This is a genomic window from Synechococcus sp. H55.7 (assembly GCF_047462395.1).
Classification (GTDB): domain Bacteria; phylum Cyanobacteriota; class Cyanobacteriia; order Thermostichales; family Thermostichaceae; genus Thermostichus.
This window is the reverse complement of sequence record NZ_JANSJD010000008.1, coordinates 42,431-62,220: the sequence shown is the minus strand read 5'-3', so window position 1 is coordinate 62,220 and position 19,790 is coordinate 42,431. Positions and strand designations below refer to the sequence as shown.

At 62.5% G+C, this 19,790-nt stretch carries 15 protein-coding genes; 5 read left to right on the top strand and 10 right to left on the bottom strand.

Annotation, left to right across the window (positions count from 1 at the left end):
- Nucleotides 1-26: 26 nt before the first annotated feature.
- Together NW851_RS05575 and NW851_RS05570 are read right to left on the bottom strand one after the other, a co-directional pair.
- On the bottom strand, nt 27-611 hold the full coding sequence (locus tag NW851_RS05575; RefSeq protein WP_414334451.1) for a hypothetical protein: 585 nt from the start codon (nt 609-611) through the stop codon (nt 27-29).
- An 88-nt stretch (nt 612-699) separates the two neighbouring features.
- Entirely contained in the window at nt 700-1,383 is a 684-nt protein-coding gene (locus NW851_RS05570) for a DUF2232 domain-containing protein (RefSeq protein ID WP_414337250.1), read from the bottom strand.
- A 239-nt stretch (nt 1,384-1,622) separates the two neighbouring features.
- On the opposite strand from NW851_RS05570, the gene NW851_RS05565 reads away from it, so the two are divergent.
- The 3 genes from NW851_RS05565 to NW851_RS05555 all read left to right on the top strand — a co-directional run bounded on the left by NW851_RS05565 (nt 1,623) and on the right by NW851_RS05555 (nt 5,682).
- The gene (locus NW851_RS05565; protein ID WP_414333099.1) at nt 1,623-2,633 is read left to right on the top strand and encodes an ArsJ-associated glyceraldehyde-3-phosphate dehydrogenase; all 1,011 of its coding nucleotides are present in this window, start codon (nt 1,623-1,625) and stop codon (nt 2,631-2,633) included.
- A gap of 13 nt (nt 2,634-2,646) precedes the next feature.
- A complete protein-coding gene (arsJ, locus tag NW851_RS05560) occupies nt 2,647-3,933 on the top strand; it encodes an organoarsenical effux MFS transporter ArsJ (RefSeq protein WP_414337249.1) in 1,287 nt (428 codons plus the stop codon).
- A gap of 117 nt (nt 3,934-4,050) precedes the next feature.
- Entirely contained in the window at nt 4,051-5,682 is a 1,632-nt protein-coding gene (locus NW851_RS05555; protein ID WP_414333096.1) for an alpha-D-glucose phosphate-specific phosphoglucomutase, read from the top strand.
- Between the two features lie 23 nt (nt 5,683-5,705).
- On the opposite strand, the gene NW851_RS05550 is transcribed toward NW851_RS05555, so the two are convergent.
- The 4 genes from NW851_RS05550 to menA all read right to left on the bottom strand — a co-directional run bounded on the left by NW851_RS05550 (nt 5,706) and on the right by menA (nt 13,090).
- Nucleotides 5,706-8,963, bottom strand: a complete 3,258-nt coding sequence (locus NW851_RS05550; RefSeq protein ID WP_414337248.1) for a hypothetical protein — start codon at nt 8,961-8,963, stop codon at nt 5,706-5,708.
- 80 nt (nt 8,964-9,043) lie between these two features.
- On the bottom strand, nt 9,044-10,222 hold the full coding sequence (locus NW851_RS05545) for an LptF/LptG family permease (protein WP_414337247.1): 1,179 nt from the start codon (nt 10,220-10,222) through the stop codon (nt 9,044-9,046).
- 77 nt (nt 10,223-10,299) lie between these two features.
- On the bottom strand, nt 10,300-12,093 hold the full coding sequence (locus NW851_RS05540) for an LptA/OstA family protein (protein WP_414333089.1): 1,794 nt from the start codon (nt 12,091-12,093) through the stop codon (nt 10,300-10,302).
- Between the two features lie 130 nt (nt 12,094-12,223).
- Nucleotides 12,224-13,090, bottom strand: coding sequence for a 2-carboxy-1,4-naphthoquinone phytyltransferase (gene menA / locus NW851_RS05535; RefSeq protein WP_414333088.1), 867 nt, complete (start codon nt 13,088-13,090; stop codon nt 12,224-12,226).
- Between the two features lie 375 nt (nt 13,091-13,465).
- Between menA and NW851_RS05530 the strand changes: the two genes are divergently transcribed.
- A complete protein-coding gene (locus NW851_RS05530) occupies nt 13,466-15,019 on the top strand; it encodes an isochorismate synthase (RefSeq protein ID WP_414337246.1) in 1,554 nt (517 codons plus the stop codon).
- A gap of 131 nt (nt 15,020-15,150) precedes the next feature.
- Nucleotides 15,151-16,230, top strand: coding sequence for a threonine synthase (gene thrC, locus NW851_RS05525; RefSeq protein WP_414333101.1), 1,080 nt, complete (start codon nt 15,151-15,153; stop codon nt 16,228-16,230).
- Between the two features lie 17 nt (nt 16,231-16,247).
- Here the strand turns inward: thrC and NW851_RS05520 are convergent, their stop codons facing one another.
- The 4 genes from NW851_RS05520 to NW851_RS05505 form a co-directional block, all read right to left on the bottom strand.
- Complete coding sequence (locus NW851_RS05520; RefSeq protein ID WP_414333086.1) at nt 16,248-17,132, bottom strand: hypothetical protein; 885 nt, start codon at nt 17,130-17,132, stop codon at nt 16,248-16,250.
- A gap of 310 nt (nt 17,133-17,442) precedes the next feature.
- The gene (locus tag NW851_RS05515; RefSeq protein WP_414337245.1) at nt 17,443-18,843 is read right to left on the bottom strand and encodes an AtzE family amidohydrolase; all 1,401 of its coding nucleotides are present in this window, start codon (nt 18,841-18,843) and stop codon (nt 17,443-17,445) included.
- Nucleotides 18,840-19,028 (bottom strand): DUF4089 domain-containing protein, encoded by a 189-nt coding sequence (locus tag NW851_RS05510; protein ID WP_414333082.1) that lies wholly within the window; start codon nt 19,026-19,028, stop codon nt 18,840-18,842. Before NW851_RS05510 ends, NW851_RS05515 begins: the two co-directional genes overlap by 4 nt.
- A gap of 100 nt (nt 19,029-19,128) precedes the next feature.
- Nucleotides 19,129-19,710, bottom strand: coding sequence for a hemerythrin domain-containing protein (locus tag NW851_RS05505; RefSeq protein ID WP_414337244.1), 582 nt, complete (start codon nt 19,708-19,710; stop codon nt 19,129-19,131).
- Between the last annotated feature and the right edge of the window lie 80 nt (nt 19,711-19,790).

The window sequence follows — 19,790 nt, the reverse complement described above, 5'->3', positions numbered from 1 at the left end:
TCCTTGCGGTCAGTGACGGGAGGACGTCACGATTCTGAGGGGTTCTGAGGCTGGGCTACTGCTGTCAAGAGGCGGCTGCCATCCACCAGCAGCAGCTCATGGCCCTCCCGCTCCGCTAACAGATCCCAAAACTCGCCCGCAACAGCTCCTGGCAAAAACCCCTCCAAGCGCAGTTGTAAGGGCGGAAATTGCTTGTTCCCTTGGGGCTTGCGCCGCACGGTTACCTCAACAAAGCCATCGTGGGGCTCGACGATGCCGCGAATGTTGAAGCCCTCCTCTGCATCTTCGGGGGCAGGCAAAAAAGGCTCATCCTCCAGCTCTGGATCTGCCTCCTCTTCCGGCAGAGCCAGAATGCGGATGACGCTCAGACCTAGGGCGCCTCCCGACCGCGGCTGTGGCTGCACGTAGTACCAGTAGGTGTGGCCGCTCTCGATGCAGTGGGTGAAAGGACGCAGCAGCTCGGCGCGGCCAGGGGTGGCCGGATACTCCACGCCATCGCTGGCAACCAACATCGCCTGCGCATAGGTCTTGGGGATCGCTTTTAGGGATCCCTTGATCAGGCCCAAGGCACGGAACTGGTAGGGGTGAGCGGGCGGGGGCAGGGGATTCATAGGAGTCAGCAACAGGACGGAAGGCCAAAAGAGTAGGGCTTACAAGTCTATCTCATGACAGCGGCCATCTCAGAAGTATGGGAGGCTGCTAATCCAGCAAAAATTGCACCCACTTCGGTGGCGGCGGCAGCGGGCAGCGGAAATGCTCCATCACCAGAGCGGCCACCAGATGCACCGTGAACACATAGATGAGGGAGTTAAAGGCGATGAATGCCACCACCACCACCTGAACCATCCAGGGTTCCGCCACCCAGTACACCCCTAGTCTGGCCAGGGACACATCCAGCAGCCAGTTGGTCAGGCCAGTGAGTTGGATGGTCACGTAAGTCCAGAGGTTTTCCCCCACTAGCAGGGAGGAGAGCAACAACTGGAAAACCAGGCCGAAAGCGCTGAGGGCAGCGCCGCTGGCTACCGAGACATACCAAGAGAAGCGCTGCTGCCAGAGGCGGGCACACCCGTAGCCCAGCAGGCCATAGGGAATGACGTAGAGAATGCTGCGCGTGGGCCCCATCAGCACTGTCAGCAACAGGGCGGAGACCACCAGGGCCATCGCCCCGGTGCGGGGATCCCAGCGCATCACCGCCAGCGCCACCGGAATGGGGAAAAACAGACGCATAAAGGGAGCCAGCGGCGTGTAGCTCAAGATCCAGATCAAAGCGGCGGTGCTGGCCAAAAAAGCTGTTTCCACCACCCTCAAGGCCGGAGAGCGGGGAGGGGGCGGGGGGAGGGGAGGAAAGTCATCCGGCACAGAAGGCTGAGGCGGCGAGGGCACATCCAGAAACGCACGACTTTTCCCAGCTTAGGTCACCGCTTGCCGGGTTGGGCGCAACCGTTTATTTGATGTAAAACGGCTGGGGGAGGAACCCTGTTGTCGATGCCCACCACCCCAGCGGATCCCTTGTGGGTTCCATCAACTTGTCTTGAAATGAGTGGGGCGTTCTGGTAATGTCGAGGCGGGATCTTCATTTGAAAAGGCGGGATCCCTACTGAACGATTTTGGGATCAATCAACATGGCAGTGCGGGTGGGCATCAACGGTTTTGGCCGCATCGGACGGTTGGTGTTGCGGGCGGCTTGGGGCTGGCCGGAGCTGGAATTTGCCCACATCAACGAGATCAAAGGCGGGCCTGCCACCGCAGCTCACCTGCTCAAGTTCGACTCGGTGCAGGGCCGCTGGAACATCGACATCGAGGCATCCGGCCAAGGGCTGCGCATCCAAGACAAAGCCCTCACCTTCAGCGAGTACAAATCTCCTGGCGAAGTCCCCTGGGCCGATTTGGGGATCGACCTGGTGCTGGAGTGCTCAGGCAAATTTGTCAAGGCGGCAGAACTGGACGCCTACTTCAAAGCGGGGGTGCGCAAGGTCATTGTGGCTGCCCCCGTCCAGGATGAGGCGGCCCTCAACATCGTCATGGGCATCAACGACCACCTCTACGATCCGGGCCGCCACCATTTGCTCACAGCCGCCTCCTGCACCACCAACTGCCTGGCCCCCTTGGTGAAGGTCATCCACGAGGGGATCGGCATCCTACACGGGGTGATCACCACCGTCCACGACGTCACCAACACCCAAAGTATGGTGGATGCCCCGCACAAGGATTTGCGGCGGGCGCGCTCGGCTCTGCTGTCTTTGGTGCCCACCACCACCGGCTCGGCTAAGGCCATCGGCCTCATCTACCCTGAGCTCAACGGCAAGCTCAACGGCCTTGCGGTGCGCGTGCCCCTGCTGAATGCCTCTTTGACCGACGCCGTGTTCGAGGTGAGGCGGCCCACCAGCGTGGAAGAAGTCAATCACCTCTTGAAGACTGCAGCCGAGGGGGAACTCAAGGGCATCCTCGGCTATGAGGAGCTGCCCCTTGTCTCGGTGGATTTCAAGGGGGATCCCCGCTCCAGCATTGTGGATGCCCCCTCGACCATGGTGGTGGACGGCACCCAGGTGAAGATCCTGGCCTGGTACGACAACGAATGGGGCTACGCCAACCGCATGGCGGAATTGGCCCGCAAAGTGGCTCTCAGCTTATAGAGGAGACCTGCCCATGACTGCTGTCTCAAGTGCCCAAGCTGCCGCAGTGCGCAACTATGCCCTAGTAACCGCCGCCTACTGGGGATTTACCATCACCGACGGCGCCATCCGCATGTTGGTGCTGCTGCACTTCCACAAGTTGGGCTTCACCCCGATTCAGATTGCCATGCTGTTTCTCTTCTACGAGATCTTCGGGGTGATCACCAACTTTCTGGGCGGCTGGATTGGATCCCTGTTTGGCCTGCGGCTCACTCTGTACGGGGGCATTGCCATTCAGATCTTCGGCCTGGTGATGCTGGGGGTGATCAACCTGCAGTGGCCGATCTGGGGCCAGGTGGCCTACGTAATGACGGCCCAGGCCCTGGCCGGGATCGCCAAGGATCTCACCAAGATGAGTTCCAAAAGCGCCATCCGCCTGGTGGTGCCCAAGGAGGCCGAGTCCCGCCTGTTCCGCTGGGTGGCCATGCTGACGGGATCCAAGAACGCCCTCAAGGGGGTGGGGTTCTTTGTGGGGGCGGCCCTGCTGCAGATCTTCACCGAGATCTACGGGGATCCCATGGGCTTCCGCATGGCCAACTTCGTGCAGGCGGGGGCGCTGGCTTTGATCTTCTCTTCGGGGGTGCTACTGCCGGCGGATATGGGCAAGGTCAAGGCCAAGATCCCCTTCAAGCGCCTCTTTTCCAAGAGCAAAGAGATCAACCTTCTCTCGGCGGCCCGCTTTTTCCTGTTTGGGTCGCGGGATGTGTGGTTTGTGGTGGCCCTGCCGGTGTTCCTCTACGACGAGCTGGGCTGGACGTTTATGCAGGTGGGCAGCTACATGGCCATCTGGGTTATCGGCTATGGCTTTATTCAGTTTGTAGCGCCGCAACTGTTGGGGGGGGGGCGCCCGGGCCGCGCGCCCAAGGCCCGCACCATTCAGATCTGGACGTTGACCTTGACGGCAGTGCCGGCGCTCATTGCCACCGCCTTTATGGCCGGCCTGCCGCCGGAATGGGTGGTGACCGGCGGCCTCATCCTCTTTGGGATCGTCTTCGCCTTCAACTCGGCGGTGCACTCCTACCTGGTGTTGGCCTATACAGAAGATGACGATGTCGCCCTCAACGTGGGCTTTTACTACATGGCCAATTCCGGTGGGCGCCTGCTGGGGACGGTGACCTCCGGGATCCTCTTCCAGCTTTATGGCTTGGTGGGCTGCCTTTGGTTTTCTACCCTGTTGATCTTGGCGGCGGGGCTGTTCTCGCTGAAGTTGCCCGATCCCAGCAAAACGCCGGTGGAGTGGGTGGTTAAGCCAGGCGATTGAAAACTGAGCTCGATCCCATCCATCAAGTGGAGGAGGGGAAAGGACTCTGCGCCCGAACCCCGCCCAAGGGGGAGATAGATGAGATAGTAGAAGGGCAAGCAGCATTTCCGGCAGCCTATGAGCCTGCGCATCGTTCCCACAACTCCCTTCCCTGGCCAAAAACCCGGCACTTCTGGGCTGCGCAAGCCGGTGCCCGTGTTTCAGCAGCCCCATTACCTGGAAAACTTCCTCCAATCCATTTTTGATGTCCTCGAGGGATCCGCCGGCCAAACTCTGGTGGTGGGAGGAGATGGCCGCTACCACAACCGGGAGGCCATTCAGGTTCTGCTCAAGATGGCGGCGGCCAACGGCATGGGGCGGGTACTGGTGGGGCAGGGAGGGATCCTCTCCACGCCGGCGGTCTCCTGTCTCATCCGCAAATACGGGGCCTATGGGGGGATCATTCTCTCGGCCAGCCACAACCCCGGCGGCCCAGAAGGGGACTTCGGCATCAAGTACAACATCGGCAACGGCGGCCCTGCCCCGGAGAAGCTGACCGAGGCCATTTACGCTCGTACCCAGCAGATCCGGGAGTACCGCATCCTGGAAGCTGCCGATGTCGATCTGGAGTGCTTGGGCGAGCAACGGCTGGGATCCCTGACGGTGTCCGTCATCGACCCGGTGGCCGATTACTTGGGCCTGATGCAGCGCCTGTTCGATTTCGACGCCATCCGCGACTACCTGGCCTCTGGGATCCGTATCGCCTTCGACGCCATGCACGCCGTCACCGGCCCCTATGCTCGCGCCATTTTGCAGGGATCCTTGGGAGCGCCAGAGGGCAGCGTGCTCAACGGGCAGCCCCTGCCGGATTTTGGCGGCGGACACCCGGATCCCAACCCGGTGCATGCCCGCTCATTGCTGGAGCTGCTGTTTCGGGAAGACGGGCCGGACTTCGGGGCGGCCTCCGATGGGGATGGGGATCGCAACCTCATCCTGGGCCGCCAATTCTACGTCACCCCCAGCGACAGCTTGGCCGTGCTGGCAGCCAATGCCCACCTGGTGCCCGGCTACCGGGAGGGCTTGGTGGGAATTGCCCGCTCCATGCCCACCAGCCAAGCGGCGGATCGGGTGGCAGCCAAGTTGGGGATCCCTTGCTACGAAACCCCCACCGGCTGGAAATTCTTCGGCAACCTATTGGATGCCGGCAAAGTGACCCTCTGCGGGGAAGAGAGCTTCGGCACCGGATCCCACCACATCCGCGAAAAAGATGGGCTCTGGGCCGTCCTGTTTTGGCTGAACATTCTGGCCGTCCGACGGCAGCCGGTGCGGCAGATCGTGGAGGAACATTGGCACATCTACGGACGCAACGTCTACTCCCGCCACGACTACGAGGGCCTGCCGGTGGAAGTGGCCGAGGCCCTTATGGAAAACCTGCAGCGCTCCCTGCCCGGGTGGGTGGGCCAGCGTTTGGGATCCCACAGGGTGACCTATGCCGACAACTTCAGCTATACCGATCCCGTGGACGGCAGCACCACCCGTAACCAAGGGATCCGCATCGGCTTTGAAGATGGATCCCGTGTTATTTACCGTCTCTCGGGAACGGGCACCCAAGGAGCCACTCTGCGGGTATACCTAGAGCGACTGGAGCTGGATCCCGCCCGGCATGGCTTGGATCCCCAGGTGGCCCTGGCTGAGCAGATTCAACTGGCCGATCACCTTGCCCAGATTCGCGCCCGCACGGGTCGGCAGCAGCCAGACGTCGTTACCTAGTCCTTACCTAAGAGAACTCCGGATCAGCGGGCCAGACTATCCAGGCTGAATGCACCCACCGGAGAGGTCAGTTGAAACTCCCCCCGCTCCTGGGTCAGGCCCACCGGACGGCTGGGGAAAGCCACCAGGATCCCCTCCAGGCGCAGCGACTCCGCCAGCGGATCGTAGGCCAAGCGCAGCTCGAAATCCCGCAGGTCGCGGCGCACCTCAATGCGGCGGATCCCTGCCTCCGTCAGGCCCAGGCGGAGCCGCCAGTGGTTTTGCCACTGCGTGCCGAGGGTGGCATCCAACTCCAGTCCATAGGTAGAGATCTGGCCTAGCCGCGGATCGTAAACCGCCTGCAGCGCGTAGCTGATCCCCGGCTCATAGCTATCTAGACCCGAGCGCTGCTCCCGGTTGAAGGTGGTGCTGCTGCGCCCTCGATATTCCAGACGGATCGGTTGTAACTGCCCCTCGTTGAGGTCGTAGGAGGTTTGGACCTGGATGTTGAATAGCTCAGGGGTGGTGTTCCAGGTAAAGTTGGCGTTGAGGGTGTCCCACCTTTGGGCGACAAAGTCGTAGCCAAGGGTGGTGTCGAAGCGCAACAGGTTTTTTACTTCCGCCTGCAGCTCCTGCAAGTTGCGGGAGGCAATCGCTTCCAAGTCCTCCGGGGTGTCGTCCGGGAAGGTCAGAGCTATGGGCAGCTCGCCGGGCAGGTCATCTTCAAAGGCAATGTAGCCGGGGGGCACGTTGGGCAGGAAGTCGCGCGGCGTAAAGAAGCTGATGTTAGCGTTGAGGCGATCGACATCCTTGGGGCTGACGGAAAGGGTTTGAAAAGGAGCGGAATTGTTGCCGTAAAAGGTGCGGCTGTAGCGCAGGTCGATGGTGTTCCAGTCGGCGGGCTTGAGGCTGAGGCGGGGGTTGAGGCTGACGGTGGATTCCTGGTCGGGGGTTGAGTACAGGACTTGGGTGTAGTCGATCGAGCCGGGCATGAAGGTGATCCAGGGAGCCGGTTGAATGTCGTTGAATTGAAGGCTGGAGCGCAGCTCGTAGCGATTGAAAAAGTTAAGGCCGGATCCCACTTCTCGATCTGGCTGTTGCTCTTGGGTCAGGGTGAGGGCGTTGCTGAGGAAGATATCGGGAGTGATGCGGAGGAGATCGGGATTGAAGGCCAGCTCGAAGTTGCGGCGCGGCTCGGTGTCGCCGTTGGAGCTGCTGTAGGCGCGGTAGTTGAGGCGGTAGGTGCCTCCCCAGCCGGGTGGGGTGAGTTGGGCACCCAGCGTCAGCCGCGCATCAGCGAAATCCGGCCCATCTTTGACGCTCACCCGCTGGTTGTAGTCCAGGCGCAGATCCGATTGCAGCCAAGGCACGCCCCCGTAGCGCTGGATGTGGCTGAGGGTGAGGGGAAAGCTATAGGTGCCGTTTTCCTGGGATCCACTGCGGCTGATGTTGAGGGTGGTGGTGGAGAGATCCCCCTGAAAGGTGGTGTTGAGGCGCAGGTCGGCGTTGTCGTTACGCCCGCCGGCAGGGCGGTAGGTGTTGTCCAGGTTGAGGTTGAGCTGGCCCCGCAGTTGGCCCTCTTGGCCGAGGAGGTTGGCGGCGTAGAAGTCGAAGTTGTGGTCGAGGCGGAAGCGGCTGGAGAAGCGCCGCTGGTCGGCCTCGGTTACCAGGTAAAACTGGGCCCGCCCGTAGTTGACGCTGTCGGGGATGGGGAGGATGTAGTCGTGTAGAAAGCCGATGCCCAGGCCTTTCTTCTGCAGGACATCCAGCCGCAGGCCACCGAAGTTGTACTCGTCGAAGCGATAGGCCCAACTGGATTTGACAAACACCCCTTCCGCCTCACTGCGCCCCGGCAGCACCCACTGGTGATCCCGCAGGCTGTAAATGAAAAGAGGCAAGTAGGCAATCTGCAGCCCCGCCCGCAGATCGCCCTCTTCGCTGAGCTCGCCGCCGGCAAAGACGCGGGCGTCGTAAACGATGACCCGGTCATCGGGAAACACCTCCACCCGATCCCCTTGCACGTAGTGGGTGATGGGCGGCTTCGGCGAGGTGGTGACGGTGGCCTTCTCAAAAAAAATCTGATCCCCCAACAGGGCGGTGGTCTCTTGGCTGCGCACAAAAACCTGGGTGCCCGGCTCCTCCCCCGGCAGGATCACCAGCGAGTTTTCAAATTGGGCAGACCGCCTGGGGATGTCCAGATCCAAGTTGCGCCCCTCGATTTGCCGGATGCCGCGACCCTGGGGGCCAGGGGGCTGTTCCATCCGGAAGGGGCCCTCGCTGCGCAGGCGCCGTTCCCGCCGGTAAAACAACAGCCGCTCGCCAGTGATGCGGGTGCCGTCCGCCAGTTGGATCTGGGCGTTTCCCTCGGCAATGCCCAGGTCTTGTTCGGCGATGTAGCTGAGCACATCCCCACTGACGTTGATCTGATCCGGGTCGAGGGGGATCTGCCGTTGGCTGGTGGCGGTGGCCGCCAGCTGCTGGCGAATCTGGGATCCCCCCACTCGGCCTAGGTCAACGTTCCCCGCCGTCTCGGTGCTCAGATCCCGTAGAAGCGGGAACTGCTCCAGCAGTTGAGGGGCCAGGGGGGAACCGACAGTAGGAACAAAAGCTTCTGTTCCGGTTTCGCTTCCCCCTTGAGTGGTTCCCGTCCCTCCCGACGCAGGGATCGCCAAGCTCCCACCGGCTTGCGAGATCAAGGAAGGAACGGTCTGGGGGAAAGGCGGGATCCGGTTGGTTGGCGACAGCGGGCCGGAGGCCTCACCCAGCTCCGCTTGCCCTTGAGCAGTGGCCGGGCTCTCGACAGTGGATCCTAGGGCGCGCGTAGCCTCGGTGGGACGCAGCCGGAGTTCTTCTTCCATCCGCAGGGCAGCAGCTTGGGAACGGGGGGAGCCGAGGGAGTCCAGAGTCGGAACGGTTGCAGGGGGCGTCGCTGCTGAAGCGGGCCGGGAAGACGGCGTTGCCTGGGCCTGTTGTGCCTGCCGCCGGGCGTGGGCCGCCGCCCCTTCGGCCAAAAGCCGTTGCAGCCGCTGCCGGTTTAGCTCTTCTGGCGTGAGGGCCTTTTCAGGAGGGGTGCTGGGTGGCAGGGATCCAGAAGCTCCAGGATCAGAACCAGAGGCCGCAGGAGATCCAGTTGCCGTCGTCAAGGGCACAGCAGGCGGGGAGGATTGGGCCTCGGCCAAGGTGATGGGATCCCCCAATCGGCTGGCACCGGGATCCCGCCTTTGCTGGGCCGCCCAAAAGCGCTGGTAGCCCTCCAGATCGGTGGGCAGGGGATCCAACTGGGCAAAGACCGCCTCCCCCATCCCCACCCACAGGGAGCTGCCCCAGCAAAGGGCTAGCCACCTTGCCCAAGGGCTGAAGCCATGTGGGAAGTTGCCGAATCTCACCGTAAAAACCGCCACAGTAGAGAGAAGCCCACCCCGCCGAAAATCATATTCGGCAACCAGGCGGCCAGCCAGGGATCGATCTGCTCAACTCGACCCATCGCGCGTCCCAGGCTCATCAGTACATAGTAAATAAACACCAGGACAATCGCCAGCGCCACACTACCATAGCGCCCGGTCTGCCGCACCGTTTGCAGGCCCAAGGGCGCAGCCACCAAGATGGCGAAAAAGCTGGCCAAGGGAATGGCGAACTTGAGGTGGTACTCCGTCAGGCAGCGGGCTACATCGGCAGAAGGACGTTGCTCCGCTCGATATCGCTGGCATTGCTCCCACAGCTCTGCCGCCCGTTGCTCCTGGGGCACCTTTTCGGCGTACACCAGGCCCACCAACTTGTTGACGATGTTCAGCTCCATCTCCGCCACCTGGCCCTCGTAGTAGGTGCTCCCCCGCTCGTCGTAGCGACGGATCACCACGTCTTGCAGGTGCCACGCTTGGCCCACCTGCTGCGCAGTTTGGGCCGAGATCACCTGCGGGTAGCGTAGGTGGCCGGTCTCGGCCTTGCGATCCAAAATCAGCAGATCGTGCATCAAGCCGGTCTTCGGGTCAATGGATCCCACATGAAACCAAAGGTCGTCGTCCACCCGCACAATTTCTTCGGAGTCAAACGGAAGGGCATCCTGAGCCAGGATGAGGTTGGTGTTCAGGGTTTTCACCTTTTGGTTGGTTTGGGGCACGATCACTTCATTGGTCAACAGCGCCAGGCCGCTGATCAGTAGACCGATGCAGAGCACCGGAATCAGCACCTTGCGATAGGGGATCCCGGCGGCCCGCAGAGCCGTGATCTCGCTGTCGGCCCCCATCCTGCCCAGGGTGAGCAGGGTGGCAAAGAGGCCGGCAATGGGGAAGGTGACCACCAAAATGGCGGGCAAGTTGAGAAGGAGAATGTGCAAAATCGTGAGGGGAGGGGCGCCTTTTTTCACCAGCAAATCGGCGTAGATAAAAAGCTGGTTGCCCAGCATCATCACCGTGCCCCCCGCCACGCCCAAAAAGAAGGGGCGGATCATCTCTTTGCAGAGATAAAACTCCAAAAAAAAGCCCCCCAACTTCAGGGATCCCCAAAAGCTTCCCGTCTGGGCAGAAGTTCCGCGCCGTTGACCCTTGGCCAGTGGGGTGGTCATTTGGCTCTGTTACCTCAGGTGCACAACCTCAGCCAGCTTTCGAGATCTAGACGACCCCCAGCCAGGATGGGATCCCGTCAGAGAGCATCGGTGATGCGAAATTGAAACATCCCCTGCTGCTGCTCGTCCCCCTCGACAGTGTACTCATCCTGTTCCAAGTTCAGGGTGACCAGCCTGCCGCTGAGGCGGTTGGCGCCCCGGCACATCTGATCCAGAGCATCGCGACCGGGCAGCGGTGCGCCGCTCTCGCGGGGAATCGGATTGATCTCGCCGCGATCGCAGAGGAGGACGGGAGCCTGGTCGGCGGTGATCCTGAAAATCTGCCCTTGGTCAGAGTAGTCGGCGCGATCCCCTTCGATGGCGCGGTTGGCCTGCACGATGACCACATTGCCGAAGAAGCGGGCATCGCTGCTGGCCTGGTCGATCTCCACCCGGTCGGCGTAGATCACGGTCGGCTGGTCCACATCGGCCTGGGTCTGCGGGTTTTGCAGACGCCGCGCCAGCCAGTCCCCCTCGATCTGCTCAATCACCACCTCCCCCCGCAGCTCCACCTTTTCAGGGGTGATGGTGGCCTGGTTGGCCTTGGCCTTGCGCCCCCGCTGGATGAACTCGACGGCCTCGCTGAACTCCGAGGTGCCGGTGCGGGAGTTGTAAACCAGGCGGGCGGCCCGCACTTCCGTTTCGGCTTGGCGCAGCTCCTCCGTCAGGGATCCGCCGCCGGCGGCTGGGGTAGAGGCGGCCATCTGCCGGTAGAGAACGTTTTCCTCGAAGAAGAAGATCTTGTCGCGGTGGTTGCCCTCCAGGCGGGCGGAGGTGAGCACCCGCCCCGGCTCGCGCAGGGTAACTCCCCCCGTCAGCAGGCTTTGGGATTCGCGACGGCGGTAGGTGCCCTGGGCCGACTGGATGACGGTTTCCCCCTGGCGGATTTCCAGGTTGCCTTCCCCGCGGGCAACTTGCGTGTTGCGGTCGTAGGTGAGGCGGTCGGCGATGATGGTGACCTCCTGATCCGGTTGGTTGGAAGTAGCCTGTGGGCCAGCCTGGGCCAAGCGCAGATCCGCCAAGAGGGGATCCCGGCTGCCAGGGTCGGCCACCTCCTGCAACACGACGCCGCCGGAGAGAATGCTCTGGGCCTGTCGGCGCAGGTAGGTGCCCTGAGGGGCGCGGATCTCGAGGCCGCCTTCGCGGATGCGCAGGTTCCCTTTCCCTTCGGCCACCTGTTGGGTGCGGTCGTAGGTGATCTGGTCGGCGGTGATGGTGGTGGAAGCGGGATCCGCCGCCGCCGAATCCAAGGGCAGCACAGTTAGCTTGCCCTGCTGGGCGCTGAGGAGGGCAAATTGGAAGTTAAACGAGCCGGAGCGGCCCTCTAGGATCATTTCTTGCCCTTTGAGGGTGAAGGCCTCCGGCACCTCGATGCGCTCTTCGGGGGTGATTCGCAGAGCGCGGGTCAGGAGCAGGCTGCCATCCTCGCTCCTCACCTCCACCCCCTCATCCAGATACAGCGCGTCGGCGCTGGCATCGTAGCGGGCACGCTTGGCCTGCCAAGTCATCTGCTCGCTGCTGGCAAAAAACGGATCCGGCACTCCTTCCAGCTGATCGGCACTTTCTCCGTAGAAGTAGCCGTGCGCCCCCTGCTCAAACACCTGTTGTCCAGTGGCCAGCTCCACCTGCTCGGCGATCAGCCGCCAACGCCGATAGCCCCCCCGCCGCCCCACAATATCCACCCTGCGGCTGACCGAAAGGGGCTGATCCGGGGGGGGAGACTCCACCTTCACTTCTTCGATATCGATGGACAAGGCCCAACCGACCAAAGCAGCTAAGAGGCTGCTCCCCAAGAGCGTCACCCCCAGATTGGAATTGAAAAATCGCCGCATCCTGTTCTCGCTGCTTCTCCACGTCGATCCTTAGCCCACGACCGGTAGCGGGGCCCGGCAACCTAGGCTGTAGCTTACCGCAATTTACAGGCCGCCGCGGCGGGATCTGGAGCATTTCTAAGGTTCTGGTTTATCCCAGACGGCTGAGGATAAAGCCCAACCCCAGAAACAGCCCCAGCCAAAAATGGAGGTTGACGGCGATGAACTTGGAGTGGCTGATCCGCTGCGGCTGGTCGTGGTAAGCCCACAGCAGGCGGGAAAGCTGCACCGCAAACGGGATCCCGGCCAAGCTCAGCAGCGTCCAGGCCGGAAAAGCCCCCAGCCCCACAAACAGCAGCATCAGGCCGAACAGACTGCCGCAGATCCAAGGGATGAGGCGGGCGGAGCGCAAGGTGCCCAGGCGGGCCACCGGCGAGCGCTTGCCGGCAGCCAGATCGTCCTCCACCTGATGGAAATGGGAGCAAAACAAAATCAAACTGGTTACCATCCCCACCACCAGTGAGGCCGCCAGCCCCGGCAGCGACCAGCTTCGGCTTTGGCTGTAGTGGGCGGCCAAAACCGCCAGCGGCCCGAAGCTCAAAAAACAGAGGAGCTCCCCCAGGCCCTGGTAGCCCAGGCGCAGGGGCGGCCCCTGGTAGGCGTAGCCCAGCCCGCAGGCCAGCAGCACCAATAGCAGCACCGTCGGATCCGATTGCCGCCAGCTCAGCCACAGGATCCCTGCCAGCCCCAAGGCCAAAAAGGCATTCCCCACCCAAAATACCTGCCCCGGCTTGCCCGTCAGGTTGACCAGCGAGTGGAGCTTGTTTTTGTCCACCCCTGTCTGGGCATCGAACACGTCGTTGCTGAGGTTGACCCAAGCCAAAAGACAGATGGCTGCTCCCAGAAATACGGCCAAAACTCCTACATCCATCGCCCCTGCCTGGGCATAGGCGATGGCGGATCCCACCCAGATGGGCATGATCGCCACGCTGTACATGGGGGGCTTAAGGGCGGCCATCCACAATTGCCGCCGCGAGGGACGATCCCAAGTGCTCTTTTCGGCAAGCTGTACTGGGCTGGCCTCTGGACTCCTGCGCGTTCTCTTGGACGGTTCCGGCTGTGCGAGCATGTTGGCCCTGGCTCTCTCTGGTTCTGTGTATGCTCTGTATTTGTTAGGTTAGGATGCTTCCGTTCCCATCCCCAGGGATGCTAAGAAACTTTGCAATCCGTGAAGAAGTTCCTCAGGTTTTGCCCCTGAAGGCCCAAGCAACCGGCCTGTCTCCTGATCTCGTATAATTTTGTATCCTGAAGTACCCTGCTGGCGGTTCCCCTCCGGGTCGACGCTCGTCCTGTTTTCGGCCAAGGTGGGATCGGCTTCTGTACTCTTTTTTGCATGACCTCCTCTCTTTTTTCTTGGAATGCCCCCAGTGCGGAGCGGCCGAGAGCCTGGCCGTCGATCACTTCCGCCTCTGTTGGGACAGACCAGGAGGGGGAGCGGCTCTGCTGGCATTCCCTTCTGGCCGCCTGCCAAGAGAGGGCGCGGGCGCAGGGGATCCCTCAAATCCTCAGCCTGTCGCGGCCTGTCCCAGGGCTAGATCCGCTGGCGGCGCTGGCCCGGCAGTTGAGCTGGCTTCCCCCAAACCGCTTCTCCCACCATTGCTATCTCTCCCACCAGACCCAGGGAGAAAGGGTGCGGGTGCTGGGGTGGGGATCCCTGCGGCAGGTGGATCTTTCGGGGGAGGAGCGATTTCAGACGGCACGGGCTTTTGTACAAGCGTTGCAGCCTCATGTCCATGTCGCTCCCGTCAGCGGCAGCGAGTCTCCGCCAAGGGGTGGCAGCCGACAAGAACGCCCCTTGTGCTTCTGCCGCTTTGGCTTCGGCCCCGGGAGCGGTGGCGCAGCGGCGTTGGTTCTGCCCCGCTGGCAACTGTTGCAGGTGGGGGGGGAGCTGACGGTGGCGCGGCTCAATCTGGAAATCGGTCCCGACAGTGACCCGGCGGCCTTGGCCGGCCAGATCGCCGCTTTTTTTGCCCACATGCAGCGCCTTTCCCAAGCGCCCTTGCCCCGCTGGGAGCTGCAGCCCCCTCTGGAGGTGGCGGTGGCGGAAGCAGCCCTCTTGGCGCGGATTCAAAAAGCCCTGCAGGCCATTGAGGCGGGATCCCTGCAAAAAGTGGTGCTGGCGGAAGCCGTGGATCTGGCGTTGCCCTCCCCTCCCCCGCTCCCCTCCCTGTTGGCCTATCTGGAGGCCCATCACCCCGATTGCAGCGTCTTCGCCTTTGCCTCAGAGAGCCAAGGGATCCCAGAGGAGTCCCCGCTTCCCGCTCAGGTTTTCGTGGGGGCCAGCCCGGAGCGGCTGCTTTCGGTGTGGCAAGGCCGGGTGCAGATCGATGCGCTGGCTGGCTCCATCGCCCGCGGCGCCAACGGCCACCAGGATCGGATGTTGGCCGAGCAATTGCTCCGCAGCGCCAAAGACCGCCGCGAACACCAGTGGGTGGTGCGCTCGATTCAAGAGGCTTTGGGCCGGCTGGGGATGGATCCTCAGATCTCCCCGCAACCGCGGCTGCTCCGCCTGGCCAACATCCAGCATCTGCAAACGGTCATCGAGGTGGAGCTCCCCGCCGACGTGCATCTGTTCGACCTGTTGGCCCAACTGCACCCGACGGCAGCCGTGGGAGGCTATCCCCAACAGGCGGCGCTGCAGTGGCTGGAGCAGGTGGAGCCCTTCGATCGCGCCAGCTATGCCGCCCCGCTAGGCTGGGTGGACTTGCAGGGCAATGGCGAGCTGGTGGTCGGGATCCGCTCGGCCCTGATCGAGGGGGAGCGGGCCCGCCTGTATGCTGGTGCCGGCATCGTGGCCGATTCCAACCCCGTCCAGGAGTTGGCCGAGATCCGCCTCAAGCTGCACGCCCTGGCCCAAGCCCTGGCCCTGCAGCCCTTGCCCGGATAGGCTCCCCCCTGCCGGCATGGGGCAGAGCCGATACAAGCGCTCCCCAAACAGTTACAGTTAAAAAGCCAGTTCTTCGATGGCCTCGACTTCTCGGCAGCATGGTCACCCTCAATTCCACCCATCCCTCCCGTATGGCCGGATCCCGCGCCCAAGTGGGGCTCTGGCCCGGCCTCATCGAGTACTACCGGGAGTGGCTCCCCGTCGGCCCCGGCACCCCTGTAATTACGCTGCACGAGGGCAACACCCCTCTAGTCCCCTCTCCCGCGCTGAGCCGACGGCTGGGGCGGGGCTGCCAGGTTTACCTGAAGCTGGAGGGCCTCAACCCCACCGGCAGCTTCAAGGATCGCGGCATGACCATGGCTGTATCCAAGGCCAAAGAGGCGGGGGCGGAAGCCGTCATCTGCGCCAGCACCGGCAACACCTCGGCGGCAGCCGCCGCCTATGCGGCCAAAGGGGGCCTGCGGGCCTACGTGCTGATCCCAGATGGCTATGTGGCCAAGGGCAAGTTGGCCCAAACCCTGATGTACGGGGCCGAGATCATCGCCATCCAGGGCAACTTCGACCGAGCACTGGCCATGGTGCGGCAACTGGCGGAAACCTACCCGGTGGCGCTGGTCAATTCTGTCAACCGCTTCCGGCTGGAGGGGCAAAAAACCGCTGCCTTCGAGGTGGTGGATGCGTTGGGGGATGCCCCCGACTGGCTCTGCATCCCCGTGGGCAATGCCGGCAACATCACCGCCTACTGGATGGGCTTTTGCCAGTACCGCCAACAGGGCAAGGCCAGCCGCCGCCCGCGCCTCTACGGCTTTGAGGCGGCCGGCGCCGCCCCCATCGTCCTCGATCGCGTGGTGGAACATCCGGAAACGGTGGCCACGGCCATTCGCATCGGCAACCCTGCCAGTTGGGCGAAGGCCAAGGCGGCAGTCCAGGTCAGCGGTGGCCGGGTGGACAGCGTGACCGACGAAGAGATCTTGGCGGCCTATCGTCTGCTGGCGGCAGAGGAAGGGATCTTCTGCGAGCCGGCCAGTGCCGCCTCGGTGGCCGGGTTGCTGAAATGGCGGGAGCAGGTGCCCGCCGGCGCCCAGGTGGTATGCGTTCTCACCGGCAACGGCCTCAAGGATCCCGACACGGCCACCCAACAGGGAGCCGCTCCCGTCCACACGGGGGTTGCCCCCGAGCTGGCCGCTGTTGCCCGTCTGATGGGTTTTTAGCTAATCCGCTTGCCCGCTCAGGCAGCCTGCGACTGCAGGGGCCCTGAACAAGCCAAAATGAACTGGTCGATCTCCAGCAGAATGCCTTCCGCCTCGGCCAAAGCCTCCGGCAGGGTTGCCAGCACCTGGGCATCCGCTTGTGCAGCCTGCTCTGCTTCTTGCAAAAGATTGATCGAATTATGGTCGAGCAAGAGCTCTAGCTCGTTTAGGGCCACCACTGCCAGTTGCTGTTCGGCTTGATGGAGCTTGTTTCGTAAAGTCTGAACTTGGTCGGTTTGCGCTTTCAGCCCGGCTTCCGCCTGCTCAGCGCGAGCGATGGCCTCATCCCGTTGAGCTTTCAACAAGGCCATCTCTTGCTCCAGTTGGGCCAGTTGCTTTTGCAGGCTGTAAATGTGCTGATCCCGATCTCCCAAAGCTCGTTCCAGCTCGCGGTTTTGAACTTCCATCTGCTGACGAGCTGCGTTCGCTTGGGCTAGCTGTTCTGCCAAGTTTGCCATTTCCTCTTCCATGCGGGTCAGCCGACTCAAGCGTTCCAAAACCTGAGTGTTTTCCGCCTCGAGTTTTTCGATCAACGCTTGAGCGCCCAACAGCTCTGCTTTGGTAGAGTCCAGCTCACCACAAACTTGGTCATAGTTGGCGATCAGCTCGCTCAGCCGAGCCTCTTTGGCCTGTAGCTCTTCCCGCAGGGAATGAAGCCGGCGGTCGCTCTGCTCGATGCGCTGCTGCAAGAGCGGCAGTTGAACCAAAGCCTGCTGAGCGGCGCTGAAATAGCCGAACAGTTGTTTGAAGTGGCGCTGCAGACGGCTGTGGGATTGATCCAATTTGTCGAAGGCTTCGTTGAGAGAAAGATAAGCCTCGCACAGTTTCATGTAGCGCTGGGCCACAGAATCAAGGTGCTTCATAGCGACTAAGATCCAGGTGGGGGTGCCGTGTCTATTTTATGCCGTTCATTCTATCGACCCAACCCGGAAAAGAGGTTATTCGCTACAACAACTGGGGGATTAATTTTACTTTAAGATTTTCCTCTCTCTAGGCAAGCAGCTCACGTCCTGCCCCAACCAGATTCAAACTCTCTGGCAAAAACGGCCCTTAAGAGTAGCACATTTTTACCCCCATTGAGGGGATCACACATTTAGCGTCTGGAGCGGAGCATTTAAAATTAAAAAACACTAGATATGGTTCAAACGCGCCTGAAAGGGGGCCTCTGCTGGCTCAGGCAGGCCGCGCCTCCGGGATCCCCAGCGCTTCCAGATGGGCGGCGGCCCGCAACAGGTTGGCCTCTTGGTAGGGGGCAGCCACCAGTTGGACGCCAAAGGGCAGGGATCCGCTCTCGCGCAGCGGCACCGACAGCACCGGCAGGCCGACAAACGAGAGGGGCTGGGTGTAGAGACCCAGGTTGGGCCGGGTGAGGACTTCCACCCCAGCGATCACCATCTTCTCTTGGCCAAGCAAGGGGGCAGAGCAGGGGGTGGTGGGGGCGATGAACAGGTCGATCTCTTGAAAGAGGGCCTGAAGCTGCTGGCGATACCAGCGGCGCAAGCGCTGCGCCTGCACGATCCAACTGGCGGGCAGCAGAGCGCCAGCCAAAAGGCGATCCCGGGTCGCCGGGTCGAAGTCGTGGGGACGAGTTCGCAGGTGATGCAGGTGCAGGTTGGCTCCCTCGGCAGCCGTGATCAGGAAGGCAGCGGCGCGGGCGCGCTCGGCCTCCGGGATCCGCACCGTTTGCTGGGCTCCCAGGGCCTGGGCCACTTTTTCCACGCCGGCCAGGATGTGGGGCTCTGCTCCCCGCAGGAAGTAGTCGTCGGCCACGGCAATGCGCAAGCCTTGGATCCCTTGCCCCAATTGCCCAAAGGTGGGATCCGCAGGGCGGCGAGCGCAGACGGGATCCTGGGGATCCGGCCCTTGCATGGCATCGAAGCTGAGGGCGAGATCGGCCACCGAACGGGCCAAGGGGCCCACGTGGTCGAAACTGGGAGCCAACAGGGCCACCCCTGCCCGCGACAGACGGCCATAGGTGGGCTTGAGGCCGTAGATGCCGCACAAGGCGGCGGGCACCCGAATCGAGCCGTTGGTGTCGCTGCCCAGGCTGAGGGGTACCAAGCCCCCGGCCACGGCTGCTGCCGAGCCACCCGAAGAGCCGCCGGCACTGCGGCTGAGATCGTGGGGGTTGCGGGTGGGGCCGTAGTGGCTATTTTCGGTTACAAAGCCGTAGGCGTACTCGTCCATGTTGAGGGTGCCCACCAGGATTGCCCCTGCCTGCTTGAGGCGGGCCACCACCGTGGCATCTTGGGTGGCCGGGGGGTTCTCGCGGTTGATCGCCGAACCGGCTAGGGTGGTGAGGCCAGCCACGTCGAAGAGGTTCTTGACGGCAAAAGGCACCCCCGCCAGGGGGCCCACCGGGATCCCTTTGGCCACCTGTCGATCCAGCCGCTCCGCCGCCTGCAGGGCCGATGCTTCCAGCACGGCTGTAAAGGCATTGAGCTGGGGATCCCGCTGGCGAATCCGCTCCAGACAGGCGGCCACCACTGACTGGGCGCTCACGGATCCCCGGCGGACGGCCCTGGAAATCGCGAACCCGTCGGCGCTGCCGAGAAGAGGGGGATCCGGGGTCATGGCTGGGGGTTGAAGGTAGGATCTGGCTCAACCGTCGGTGGCAGCGGAAACTCCAGTACCTGTTGAGCAAGGGGCAAAAAGCGGGCGAAGTTTGCGATCACCCCCGCTCGATGGTCGGGATGCAGGGGCAGTTGCAGCAGTTGGGCCATCGAGTCGACGTAGGTTTCGGGATCCCAGGGTTGCATCGGTTCGAGGGGTCGTCTGGGGAAAAAATACCACAGGCCAGCTTGCCAAAACCAGCAGAAAGTTACCCAAGGCAGAATCCAAAGACAAGACCGTCCTCGGTTAAGGGGTGGCCGTCGACGCCGTGCTACCTGGCGGGGGCCAAAGGCGTTCGCGGGGCAAGACAGGGCGAGTCACGGCCTGCCGCTCCCATTCCTCTAAATTGAGGCGACGACCGGCAGAACTGGGGGCACTGGCCTGCAGGCGCTTGCGGAACAGGCGCAACTGCTGCTGCTCGGCGGCGGGAGAAACACGCTGGGCAAAGAGGGAGGGCAAGAGCTGCTCTTCCTGCGCAAACTGGGCCCGCAACTGCCGATAAAAGTGAAGGGCAGCAGAGGGATCCAACTGCTGCGGCTCACGCTCCGCCTGGTGCAAAAAGCGGGTCAGCTCCGGGATCTGATCCCGCAACTGTTGCTCCAGCCCATTGACCTGGCTGCTGAGCTGGGGATCCGCTGCCAGAGCCGTCCTGAGCAGCGGGTAGAGGACATGGCGCTCCAATTGAATGTGGCGGGAGAGGCGCTGCCGCAACCTTTGCACCCAGAGACGCCGCTGCTCCAGATCCAACTCCGAGGCCCGAGAGAGACGAGCCAAGAACTGCAGGATAACCCGGTGCTGTTCGGCACAAAGGGCAACCAGTGTAGACATAGCAGTTCCCTGGAGAAAAAGTTTTATCTTAGCTTAACTTTGTCAAGAGACAGCAGCGTGCGTAAGGGTACGGGACTGGT